We start from the raw sequence: 11,999 nt of genomic DNA on the forward strand, positions 1-11,999 counted from the left end.
GATGATTCCATTTAACGCACCACCCGTTGTCGGAACTGAACTCGACTATATGCAGTCTGCCATGGGCAGCGGCAAACTCTGTGGTGACGGCGGTTTTACCCGTCGCTGTCAGCAGTGGATGGAACAGCGTTTTCGCAGCGCCAAAGTGCTGCTGACCCCATCCTGTACGGCATCGCTGGAAATGGCGGCACTGTTGCTGGATATCCAGCCCGGTGATGAAGTGATTATGCCGAGCTATACCTTCGTTTCCACCGCGAACGCCTTTGTCCTACGCGGAGCGAAAATCGTCTTTGTGGATATCCGTCCGGATACCATGAACATTAATGAGACGCTGATTGAAGCGGCGATCACTGACAAAACGCGCGCGATCGTGCCGGTTCACTACGCGGGCGTGGCCTGTGAAATGGACACCATCATGGCCATCGCCAAAAAACATAATCTGTTCGTGGTGGAAGATGCCGCGCAGGGCGTGATGTCCACCTACAAGGGACGCGCGCTGGGCACTATCGGCCACATTGGCTGCTTCAGCTTCCACGAAACCAAAAACTACACGGCGGGTGGAGAAGGTGGCGCGACGCTGATTAACGACCGGGCTCTCGTGGAGCGTGCGGAAGTGATCCGCGAAAAAGGCACCAACCGCAGCCAGTTCTTCCGGGGACAGGTAGATAAATACACCTGGCGCGATATCGGCTCCAGCTATCTGATGGCGGATCTGCAGGCGGCGTATCTGTGGGCGCAGCTGGAAGCGGCGGAACGTATCAACCTTCAGCGTCTTTCCCTGTGGCAAACGTATTACGATGCGCTTGAGCCTCTGGCCAAAGCCGGGCGTATTGAGCTGCCGACCATCCCGGCGGATTGCGTCCACAACGCGCATATGTTCTACATAAAGCTGCGCGATAACGACGACCGCAGCGAGCTCATCGCCTGGCTGAAAGAGGCCGAAATTATGGCGGTGTTCCACTACATCCCGCTGCACTCCAGCCCGGCCGGCGAAGCGTTTGGCACGTTCGCGGGTGAAGATCGTTACACCACCAAAGAAAGTGAGCGTTTGCTTCGCCTGCCACTGTTCTACAACCTCGCGCCTGTTAACCAGCGTACGGTAATTAATACCCTTCTGAGTTATTTCGGCTGATATGTCTCTGGCAAAAGCATCGGTGTGGACCGCCGCGTCCACGCTTGTAAAAATTGGCGCCGGGCTGCTGGTCGTCAAGCTGTTGGCCGTCTCATTTGGCCCCTCTGGTGTGGGGCTGGCGGGTAATTTCCGCCAGCTTGTCACCGTCCTTGGCGTGCTGGCCGGTGCCGGTATCTTCAACGGCGTCACCAAATACGTTGCGCAGTATCACGATGATGCGGCTCAGCTGCGCAGAGTGGTGGGTACCTCTTCGGCGATGGTCACGGGTTTTTCGACCCTGATGGCGATTGTCTTTCTGCTGGCGGCGGCGCCCATCAGCCAGGGATTGTTCGGTCATACCCATTATCAGGGGCTGGTGCGTCTGGTCGCGTTGGTTCAGATGGGTATTGCCTGGGCTAACCTGCTGCTGGCGCTGATGAAAGGTTTTCGTGATGCCGCCGGGAACGCGCTTGCCTTAATCCTGGGCAGCGTCATCGGCGTGATTGCCTATTACTTTTGCTATCGCCTGGGCGGCTATGAAGGCGCACTGCTGGGGCTGGCGCTGGTCCCGGCACTGGTTGTTGTACCTGCGGCATTTATGCTGATGCGTCGGGGCGTCATCCCTCTGAGCTACCTGAAACCGCAATGGGACACGATGCTTGCCAGCCAGCTGGGTAAATTTACCCTGATGGCGCTCATCACCTCCGTCACGCTGCCGGTAGCCTACGTGATGATGCGAAATTTGCTGGCGGCGCATTATAGCTGGGATGAAGTGGGGATCTGGCAGGGCGTAAGCAGTATTTCCGACGCCTATCTCCAGTTTATTACGGCTTCCTTTAGCGTTTACCTGCTGCCAACCTTATCGCGTCTGACGTCCAGACAGGATATTACCCGTGAGATTTTCCGATCGCTGCGCTTTGTGCTGCCAGCCGTCGCGGCGGCCAGCTTTACCGTCTGGTTACTGCGCGATGTCGCCATCTGGCTGCTGTTCTCGGCGAAGTTCACCGCCATGCGCGATCTCTTTGCCTGGCAGCTGGTGGGTGATGTACTGAAAGTGGGTGCTTACGTTTTTGGCTATCTGGTGATTGCAAAAGCGTCCCTGCGGATGTATATCCTGGCGGAAATTAGCCAGTTTGCGTTACTGACAGCATTTTCACACTGGCTGATACCCGCGCACGGTGCGCTGGGGGCGGCTCAGGCCTACATGGCAACCTATATCGTTTATTTCGCCGCCTGTTGCGGCGTATTTTTATTGTGGCGTAAACGCGCATGACTGCACTGATTCACATCCTGGGATCGGATATCCCACACCATAACCAGACCGTTTTGCGGTTCTTCAACGACGAGCTCGCATCGGGTAATCCTGATGCGCGTGAGTTTATGGTTGCAGGTCAGGATAAGGGCCTGAGCGAGGCGTTTCCGGCGCTGACGATTCGCTTCTGGCCGGATAAGGCCGCGCTGGCGAAGGCGGTCGTTGCCAGAGCCAAGGCGGATCGTAAGCAACGTTTCTTTTTCCACGGGCAGTTCAATACCGGCCTGTGGCTGGCGCTGCTTAACGGGGGGATTAAACCCTCCCAGTTCAGCTGGCATATCTGGGGAGCCGATCTCTACGAAGTCTCCCGCGGCTGGAAATTCCGTCTTTTCTATCCGCTGCGCCGCATGGCGCAGGGGCGCGTGGGCTGTGTGTTTGCCACCCGTGGCGATCTCAACTATTTTGCTAAACAGCACCCGAACGTGCGCGGAGAACTGCTCTATTTCCCAACCCGCATGGATCCGGCGCTGAACGCCATGGCGAATGACGCGGTGCGTGAAGGCAAGCTAACGATCCTGGTGGGGAATTCCGGCGATCGCAGTAACGAACACGTCGCAGCGCTCAGGGCGGTGCATCAGCAGTTTGGCGACACGGTGAACGTGGTGGTGCCGATGGGCTATCCCGCCAACAACGACGCCTATATTGCTGAGGTTCGCCAGCAGGGACTTGCGCTGTTTAGCGCAGAAAATTTGCACATCCTCAGCGATAGGCTGGAATTTGATGAGTATCTTGCGCTGCTGAGAAAATGCGATCTTGGCTATTTCATCTTCGCCCGACAGCAGGGAATCGGCACGCTGTGTCTGCTGATTCAGGCGGGTGTACCGTGCGTGCTCAATCGCGACAACCCGTTCTGGCAGGACATGGCCGAGCAGCATATTCCGGTGCTGTTTACCTCTGACACGCTGAATGTCGAGGTGGTACGGGAAGCCCAACGCCAGCTCACGCTGGTGGATAAAAATAGCATCGATTTTTTCAGCCCGAATTACCTCACGCCGTGGCACCGCGCGCTGCGTATCGCTTCAGGAGACAAAGCATGAGTCAGTTGCAATTCAGCGGCTTACTGGTTGTCTGGCTTCTGAGCGCCCTGTTTATCGCCACGCTTACCTGGTTTGAATTCCGCCGGGTGCGGTTCAACTTTAACGTTTTCTTCTCGTTACTGTTTCTGCTGACCTTCTTTTTCGGCTTCCCGCTGACCAGCATTCTGGTCTTCCGTTTTGACGTGAGCGTCGCGCCGCCGGAAATCCTGCTCCAGGCGCTTCTGGCGGCGACCTGCTTCTATGCCGTCTACTACGTCACCTATAAAACGCGTCTGCGTTCAGCGCAGGCTGCTGTCCCGCGTCGGCCGCTTTTTACCATGAATCGGGTTGAGACCCACCTGACGTGGGTGATGCTGATGACCATCGCCCTGGTCAGCGTCGGTATCTTCTTCATGCATAACGGCTTTCTGCTGTTTAAGCTCCACTCCTACAGCCAGATTTTTTCGGCCGAAGTCTCGGGCGTGGCGCTTAAGCGTTTCTTCTATTTCTTCATCCCGGCGATGCTGGTGGTCTTTTTCCTGCGCCAGGACAGCAAAGCGTGGCTGTTCTTTCTGGTCAGCACCGTCGCGTTTGGCATTCTGACCTACATGATTGTGGGCGGCACGCGCGCGAACATTATCATCGCCTTCGCCATCTTCCTGTTTATCGGCATCATCCGCGGCTGGATCTCGCTGTGGATGCTGGTTGCGGCAGGCGTGTTTGGCATTGTGGGGATGTTCTGGCTGGCGCTGAAGCGCTACGGGATGAACGTGGCGGGCGATGAGGCGTTTTACACGTTCCTCTACCTGACGCGCGATACCTTCTCGCCGTGGGAAAACCTGGCATTGCTGCTGCAAAACTACGACAAGATTGATTTCCAGGGGCTGGCGCCGATTGTTCGAGACTTCTACGTCTTTATCCCTTCCTGGCTATGGCCGGACCGGCCCGGCGTGGTGCTTAACACGGCGAATTACTTTACCTGGGAAGTGCTGAACAACCATTCCGGTCTGGCAATCTCGCCAACGCTGATTGGTTCCCTGGTGGTGATGGGGGGGGCGTGGTTCATTCTGCCCGGGGCGGTTGCCGTGGGGCTGATTATCAAGTGGTTCGACTGGCTTTACCTGCGCGGCAACGAAGAGACCAACCGCTATAAAGCCGCCGTTTTGCACAGTTTCTGCTTTGGTGCCATTTTCAATATGATCGTTCTGGCGCGCGAAGGGCTGGACTCGTTCGTTTCGCGCGTGGTGTTCTTCATGGTCGTTTTCGGCCTCTGCCTGTTGCTGGCCAAACTGTTGTACTGGCTGTTTGACAGCGCAGGTCTTGTGCACAAGCGCGAACGGCAGGGCAGCACAACGCTGTCGCAAGTCTGAGTAAGGATAGTAATGACTGATAAAATTTCTGCACCGCGCTACGCGCTACGTGGCCTGCAGCTTATTGGCTGGCGCGACATGCAGCACGCGCTGGACTTTCTGTTCGCCGACGGCCAGATGAAATCCGGTATGCTGGTGGCCATCAACGCGGAAAAAATGCTGGCGGTTGAGGATAATGCGGAAGTCAAAAGCCTGATTGAAGCGGCTGAATTTAAATACGCGGACGGGATCAGCGTGGTCCGCTCTATCCGTAAAAAGTATCCTGACGCTAATGTATCCCGCGTGGCGGGGGCCGATCTCTGGGAGCAGCTTATGGCCCGGGCAGGTGCGCAGGGTACGCCCGTGTTCCTGATTGGCGGAAAGCCGGAGATACTGGCCCAGACGGAGGAGAAACTGCGTCGTCAATGGAGTGTTAATATTGTCGGCAGCCAGGATGGTTACTTCAAACCGGAAGATCGACAGGCTCTGTTTGAGCGCGTTCGTGACAGCGGGGCGAAAATTGTCACCGTGGCGATGGGCTCCCCGCGCCAGGAGATCCTGATGCGCGACTGCCGTCTGGTCTGTCCGGATGCCCTCTACATGGGCGTCGGCGGCACGTACGACGTCTTTACCGGCCACGTTAAGCGTGCGCCAAAGGTCTGGCAAAATCTGGGGCTGGAGTGGCTGTACCGCCTGCTATCGCAACCGACGCGCATTAAACGACAGATCCGTCTGCTTCGCTACCTCGCCTGGCATTACACCGGGAAAATGTAATCAAAATGTAGCGCGATATGCTATTCGCGCTGCAACTCGCCTGCAAAACTGCTGATAATCTGTGCAATGCATTCATTTTTTTAATGCATCGTTTGCCATTTGGCAGATTTTAGGAAACCATTCGCTCCGTATTTTAGTACCCCTAAAAAACAATACCCGGTATTAAGCCGGGAAACAGCAAACACAATCGAGGATCTATGGCAGAGAAACAACCGGAGCTACAGCGTGGGCTGGAAGCTCGTCATATTGAACTGATAGCGCTGGGCGGCACTATCGGCGTGGGCCTGTTTATGGGCTCCGCAAGCACGCTCAAATGGGCAGGCCCTTCCGTATTACTGGCGTATATTATCGCCGGGCTGTTTGTTTTCTTCATTATGCGTTCCATGGGCGAAATGCTCTTCCTGGAGCCGGTAACCGGCTCTTTCGCCGTTTACGCGCATCGCTATATGAGCCCCTTCTTCGGCTACCTGACGGCCTGGTCATACTGGTTTATGTGGATGGCGGTGGGCATCTCAGAGATCACCGCGATAGGGGTCTACGTCCAGTTCTGGTTCCCGGACATGGTCCAGTGGATACCCGCGCTCATTGCCGTGGGGCTGGTGGCGCTGGCAAACCTGGCCGCCGTGCGCCTTTACGGTGAAATTGAGTTCTGGTTCGCAATGATCAAAGTCACCACGATTATCGTGATGATTGTCGTCGGCCTGGGCGTGATTTTCTTCGGCTTTGGCAACGGTGGGCACGCTATCGGCTTTGGCAACCTGACCGAAAACGGCGGCTTCTTCGCCGGCGGCTGGAAGGGCTTCCTGACGGCGCTGTGTATCGTTGTGGCCTCGTATCAGGGCGTGGAGCTGATCGGTATTACCGCCGGTGAAGCGAAAAACCCGCAGGTCACGCTGCGTAGCGCGGTGGGCAAAGTGCTGTGGCGTATCCTGATTTTCTATGTGGGCGCGATCTTCGTCATCGTGACCATCTTCCCGTGGAACGAAATTGGCACGACGGGTAGCCCGTTTGTATTAACCTTCGCCAAAATTGGTATCACGGCGGCGGCGGGTATCATCAACTTTGTGGTCCTGACGGCAGCGCTGTCAGGCTGTAACAGCGGGATGTACAGCTGCGGGCGTATGCTCTATGCGCTTTCGAAGAATAACCAGCTGCCTGCGGCGATGAGTAAAGTCTCACGTGCCGGCGTACCGGTGGCGGGTGTGGCGGTCTCCATTGTAATCCTGCTGATTGGCTCTTGCCTGAATTACATCATTCCTAACCCGCAGCGCGTGTTCGTTTACGTCTACAGCGCCAGCGTACTGCCGGGCATGGTGCCGTGGTTTGTTATCCTCATCAGCCAGCTGCGTTTCCGTCATGCGCATAAAAAAGCGATTGAAAGCCATCCGTTCCGCTCAATTCTGTTCCCCTATGCGAACTATTTGACGATGGCGTTCCTGATTTGCGTATTAATCGGCATGTACTTTAATGAAGATACCCGCATGTCGCTGTTTGTCGGGATGATCTTCCTGGCGGCTGTAACGGCTGCATATAAGCTTTTTGGCCTGGGTCGCCGCGGCACCACGCAGAAAGTGGAGGAATAAGCGGCAAAATGTGCAAACCATAACCAAACGCGCATTTTTTTCAAAAAAGCACTAGACAGCGGGGACGGAGGTACGTAATATCCAGCCCCGCAACGGCGCTAAGCGCCCGTAGCTCAGCTGGATAGAGCGCTGCCCTCCGGAGGCAGAGGTCTCAGGTTCGAATCCTGTCGGGCGCGCCATTTTAGTCCCGGCGCTAGAGCTGCGGTGGTCTGAGAAGTAGTCAGTACCGCGTGAAAGAATACAGTGGTGGCTATAGCTCAGTTGGTAGAGCCCTGGATTGTGATTCCAGTTGTCGTGGGTTCGAATCCCATTAGCCACCCCATTATTTGAAAGAGTTGTGAATTGCGAAGGTGGCGGAATTGGTAGACGCGCTAGCTTCAGGTGTTAGTGTCCTTTGGATGTGGGGGTTCGAGTCCCCCCCCTCGCACCACGACTTTTTAAATGAATTGAACTAAAAATTCAAAAAGCAGTACATCGGCGAGTAGCGCAGCTTGGTAGCGCAACTGGTTTGGGACCAGTGGGTCGGAGGTTCGAATCCTCTCTCGCCGACCAATTTTGAACCCCGCTTCGGCGGGGTTTTTTGTTTTCTGCGAGCTCTCATTCCTGTAGTCATGCCCCGACAGCGCCCTTTTTCTTTGTCGCAATCCAGCGACATGCAACTCATTGAAAATTAAATAAATAACTATTTATGGGTTTTGCTGTCTCCTCCTGGCGACATATTCCCGCCTTTTCCCGATACGTTGTAGAGCCTAAGACGGCGCCAGGCAGCATAATTTCCTTTTATCTTAAAATGTTGCGTCGTGTAAAAGTTCTGGGTGTCATGTTGGCACGTTACGTGCAATAATATGCGTGTAGATGCTCATTCCATCTCTTATGTTCGCCTTAGTGCCTCATAAACTCAGGAATGACGCAGAGCCATTTACGGTGCTTATCGTCCACTGACAGATGTCGCTTCGGCCTCATCAGACACCATGGACACAACGTTGAGTGAAGCACCAAATATGTTGTCTTACAGACCTGTTTTAACGCCTGCTTTTATAGCAGGCGTTTTTTTATGCCTTATTCCCGATACAGGCGCATGATCAGGGCAACCATCAGCAGGGCCGATACAGAGACAGCATAGAGCGCCTGTACGGAGCCAAACCCTGAAGCTACCGCCGCTGCAATGCCGGTGAAAAGAGAGGCGCTGAGCGTTTGCCAGCGCCAGGCTTTACCGCTGGCCGAAGCGGTTTGCGTGAGAGGAAAACTACTGAGTACCCCAAACGTGCCCGCTGCGAAGAGAACATTCGAGGCCAGATGCGCGATAAAGATCATCCCCAGCGCGCATACCGTCCACCCGGACAAAAAAGGCAGCATGCCATAAGCGGCCAGAAAGATGCTGAGGCAAACGATTATTCGCGGCGTGTGGGCCGCAAAGCGCGTCAGGCTCTCTTTTTTTAGCAGCAGGGGGCCACAAAGCTGCCCCAGACTCCTCGCGAAAAGCAGAGGCAAAGCAAGGCCCGCCGCATCCTGAGGACGGAGCTGCTGGGCCAGTGCCGGAAGCAGCGCCATCGCCGGTGAGCCGACGGCGGCCAGCGCCGGCAGGATGAGCAGGCTGCGTTTCTGCCGAACGGTCAACGCCTGCCAGCGTAATGTTGCAGAAACTCCCCTTTCCATAGCGGTGGGATGTGGTGCCGGAGAAAACCGGCGCCCAGCCAGCCATAGCAGTACCACTGACCCGAGAAAGCTGGCGGCATCAATGGCCAGCAGGGTAAACACGGACGTCTTCTGAAACAGCACCACGCCCAGGCCGGTCCCTAACAACACCTGAGAAGCAAAAATCACATTTTCCAGACAGGTTGCAGCGGGCAGCTCCGCTTCGCTAAGTCCGCGCTTAAAGAGCAAAGTCAGCGCGGGCCAGCTCATCCCGCTGAGCAGGGCTTCGGTGGATTGCACGGCGAGCAATGCGGCAACGCTGTGGTAACCCACACCAAGCAGGGGAAAGAGCAGGGCGAGCAGGCCCAGCCCCTCGGTCAGTATCAGCAGGGATATCGGCGAAAAGCGCGAGCACAGCTTTTCGCCGAAGATACTGCCGATGAACCCTGGTACCGTAGCGAAAAGAAAAGCGAGAGTAAGCAGAGCGGGCGGGGCTGACCACGCCAGCAGCAAACCGAAGACCACGACCTGGGTTAAGCCATTCCCCAGTGAAGAAAAGATAAAAGCACAGGCAAGCAGGCGCAGCCAGCGGTGGCAGCGCAGCGCCTGGATAAGCGCATACAAAAGCGAGTTCATTGAGATTTCCTTTCAAAAACGATTTAGTCCACGCTGCAAAATGTGCGCGTGTGTGAAAAAAGGTTAATGAAAAGACATCGTTACATTGGCGGATTCGTTTGCGGATGTGGGTGCAAAGAATGTAGCAGGAGAAAGGCGATAAAAAAAGGAGACCCTCTGGCCTCCTTTTTATTTACTGCTGCGCACCGTTATTTTGCAGCGTTAACAGCAATCCGTCACGCCGCATGGCGGCTGCCTCTTCTGGCTTGTGCTGCTTGTCCAGCGTATCGGCAAGCCACGCGTAATCAAACGCGTCCGGACGCTGCTTCAGCGCCGCGCGGAAGGCGAGGCTCGCCTCCTGCCATTCTCCGTGCTTCATCAGCGACTGACCGAGCGTGCTCCACAGCAGCGGGCGGTCACCGACGGTTTTAATCTGCTGACGCAGCACTTTTTCGATTTGCTCAGGATTATTGGTTTTCAGACGCGGGATCACCATCACCAGACGATCGTCATACTGGCGCTTCAGGCCATCGAGGAGGATCTCCTGAGCCGTGTCATGATCGTCACATTCAATAAGATGTTCCGCCATGGCGACCTGCAGAGGAACCTGCTGGCGCGTCTTACGGCTCTGATTCTTCCACCACGTTTTCAGACCGTCGCTGCCCAGGTCGGCGCGCGCCTGATCCATCAGGCCAATCCATGCCAGACGCTGAAGCTCATCACGATGTTCATCGTCGCCCACCTCGGCCTTCGCCATCGACGGAATGATGTCCAGCAGCGAGCCCCAGGCGCCGGTACGAATATACGCCTGCTCGGCAAGACGCAGCACTTCCGGATGACGTGGCGCAACTTCCAGCAGGCGATCGATACCGTGACGCGCCGCGTGATTTTCATTGCGCGCCAGCTGCAGGCGAACGCGCGTGATTTCTACAGGAATCGGGTCGCCGTGAGCCAGCTCTGCCGCCCGCTCCAGATGCTGATTGGCGCGGGCTTCGTCACCGCGCTGCTGCGCCGCTTCGGCAGCGAGCAGATAATTCACTACCGGCTGTTCGGCATGGTCGGCGTTTTTCGACATCAGCTTTTCAACCTGCTGATAGTCACCCTCGGCAAGCTTAAGCAGCGCCTGTTCGGTCTGCTTGCGGGCGCGGCGGCGTTTACGACCAACGAACCAGCCGCGCGTGTGGGCACCGGTGCGGAAAATACGGCGCAGGATCCACTCGATCGCAAACAGCACCACCACGCCGAGGATCAGAATGATCGTCAGGCCGGTTACGCTGGTTTCAATGTTGTAGTTATCCGTCTGGATCAGGACGTAACCCTGATGACCCGCAAGCATAGGTCCCAGCACGATCCCGGCGATCAGCAGGATGAAGAGTAAGAGAACTTTTAGCATCATTACTCTCCTTGTGGTGCGCTTTCAGGCGCCGGAGCCGGAGCCGGAGCAGGTGCCGCTCCGTCCGTCGGCTCTGCCGGTACGCCCGGCTGCGCCAGCAGGTTACGTACGCGCGTCTGCATCAGTTTCTCCAGAATCGGCTGGCTGGCCAGCTTATCCGGCACGTTCATGGTGATGTTCTGCTGGCTCAGCTTATCAATGTCTTCGAGGAAGGCGGTGGTCGTCGCATCATCGGTGTTGTAGTAGGCGCGTACCCACGTCGAGACGTTATCCAGCGCCTGTTTGTATGTCTCTTCCTGATGACGCGGCACGGCCTGAGCCGCCACCAGCAGGCGGGAACGAATGTTCTCGCGCAGATAGATATCCTGGTTCGGCGCCAGCAGCGGCACGGCGGTTTCGTCGCGACGGCGGATAGTGATGAAGCTGTCCATAAAGTTCTGCCAGCTTTTCTGCAGGTTTATGCGCCATTCGCTCAGGGAGCTGGAAAGCTCGGTACCGTCGGAATCCATCGGGGAATCGTCGTCGTTGTTATCCGCCAGCTGCAGGTTATCAATCTGATTCGACAGCTGGTTCACCTTGAGGATAATGCCGTCGTAATCCACCTGCGAGACGGCGGAGAGGCTGGCGATGTCCTCGGTGATCGCGCGGCGGGCCGCGATAAGGCTCGGGTCGTTCATGTCTGCCAGGCTCGCGTCGGCGCTTTTCAGCAGCGCGGCGGCAGTGGTGACGTCCTGATCGCTCCAGAGCTTACGTCCGGCGAGCTTCACCAGGAAGTCAGCTTGCGAGAGCAGCCAGGTTTTGGCATCGGTACCGGAAATCGTGGCGACTTTCTGCTGCACGTCGCCCAGCTGTTTAGCCAGCTCTTCCTGTTTGCTGTTCGCCTCGGCAAGCGCGGCGGCCTGCTGCTTAATCACCGTTTCGAGCTCGGTTTTCTGCGTCTCCTGCGCTTTTTGCAGGGCAGTGAGCTGATTCACCAGCGCATCGCTGGTGGACGTCTGGTTAGCACCCTGTTGCTTCACCAGGCCGTACAGGCCAACCCCTGCTGCCAGCGCAATGGCAATGGCAATCGCGCTCAGCGCGAGGCTCGTTTTGTTGCTGCCGTTTTTCTTCTCAGCGGTTTTCTCAGTCGTCTCTGGCTGTGGCGTCTTCTCCACAGTCTCCCTGGTCTCTTCAACCACGGCGGAGGATTTGTCGTGTTCCGTCATTATGGC

The 11,999-nt window shown here is 56.4% G+C and carries 9 protein-coding genes and 4 tRNA genes; 10 read left to right on the forward strand and 3 right to left on the reverse strand.

Going from position 1 to position 11,999, the window contains the following annotated elements:
- Position 1 precedes the first annotated feature (1 nt).
- The 10 genes from rffA to SPH27_RS21180 all read left to right on the forward strand — a co-directional run bounded on the left by rffA (position 2) and on the right by SPH27_RS21180 (position 7,697).
- Positions 2-1,132, forward strand: coding sequence for a dTDP-4-amino-4,6-dideoxygalactose transaminase (gene rffA / locus SPH27_RS21135; protein WP_182072623.1), 1,131 nt, complete (start codon positions 2-4; stop codon positions 1,130-1,132).
- Position 1,133: 1 nt separating this feature from the next.
- Complete coding sequence (gene wzxE, locus SPH27_RS21140; RefSeq protein ID WP_045888450.1) at positions 1,134-2,384, forward strand: lipid III flippase WzxE; 1,251 nt, start codon at positions 1,134-1,136, stop codon at positions 2,382-2,384.
- Positions 2,381-3,460 (forward strand): TDP-N-acetylfucosamine:lipid II N-acetylfucosaminyltransferase, encoded by a 1,080-nt coding sequence (locus tag SPH27_RS21145; protein WP_182072621.1) that lies wholly within the window; start codon positions 2,381-2,383, stop codon positions 3,458-3,460. Before wzxE ends, SPH27_RS21145 begins: the two co-directional genes overlap by 4 nt.
- Positions 3,457-4,809 (forward strand): ECA oligosaccharide polymerase, encoded by a 1,353-nt coding sequence (gene wzyE, locus SPH27_RS21150; RefSeq protein ID WP_182072619.1) that lies wholly within the window; start codon positions 3,457-3,459, stop codon positions 4,807-4,809. The genes SPH27_RS21145 and wzyE overlap by 4 nt, the downstream gene beginning before the upstream one ends.
- 12 nt (positions 4,810-4,821) lie before the next feature.
- Entirely contained in the window at positions 4,822-5,562 is a 741-nt protein-coding gene (wecG, locus tag SPH27_RS21155; RefSeq protein ID WP_207167884.1) for a lipopolysaccharide N-acetylmannosaminouronosyltransferase, read from the forward strand.
- 197 nt (positions 5,563-5,759) lie between these two features.
- On the forward strand, positions 5,760-7,145 hold the full coding sequence (thrP, locus tag SPH27_RS21160; RefSeq protein WP_023309635.1) for a bifunctional threonine/serine APC transporter ThrP: 1,386 nt from the start codon (positions 5,760-5,762) through the stop codon (positions 7,143-7,145).
- A 102-nt stretch (positions 7,146-7,247) separates the two neighbouring features.
- A tRNA-Arg gene (locus SPH27_RS21165) sits at positions 7,248-7,324 on the forward strand.
- A gap of 67 nt (positions 7,325-7,391) precedes the next feature.
- Positions 7,392-7,467, forward strand: a tRNA-His gene (locus tag SPH27_RS21170).
- A gap of 22 nt (positions 7,468-7,489) precedes the next feature.
- Positions 7,490-7,575: transfer RNA gene (locus tag SPH27_RS21175), tRNA-Leu, on the forward strand.
- A 45-nt stretch (positions 7,576-7,620) separates the two neighbouring features.
- Positions 7,621-7,697, forward strand: a tRNA-Pro gene (locus SPH27_RS21180).
- 507 nt (positions 7,698-8,204) lie between these two features.
- Here SPH27_RS21180 and SPH27_RS21185 read toward each other — a convergent pair.
- The 3 genes from SPH27_RS21185 to hemX form a co-directional block, all read right to left on the reverse strand.
- Positions 8,205-9,416, reverse strand: a complete 1,212-nt coding sequence (locus SPH27_RS21185; RefSeq protein WP_182072615.1) for an MFS transporter — start codon at positions 9,414-9,416, stop codon at positions 8,205-8,207.
- Between the two features lie 172 nt (positions 9,417-9,588).
- Entirely contained in the window at positions 9,589-10,788 is a 1,200-nt protein-coding gene (gene hemY / locus SPH27_RS21190; protein WP_039264255.1) for a protoheme IX biogenesis protein HemY, read from the reverse strand.
- Positions 10,789-10,790: 2 nt separating this feature from the next.
- Positions 10,791-11,993 (reverse strand): uroporphyrinogen-III C-methyltransferase, encoded by a 1,203-nt coding sequence (hemX, locus tag SPH27_RS21195; protein WP_182072613.1) that lies wholly within the window; start codon positions 11,991-11,993, stop codon positions 10,791-10,793.
- Between the last annotated feature and the right edge of the window lie 6 nt (positions 11,994-11,999).

This window comes from Enterobacter sp. A103 (assembly GCF_034427535.1).
Taxonomy (GTDB): domain Bacteria; phylum Pseudomonadota; class Gammaproteobacteria; order Enterobacterales; family Enterobacteriaceae; genus Enterobacter; species Enterobacter asburiae_B.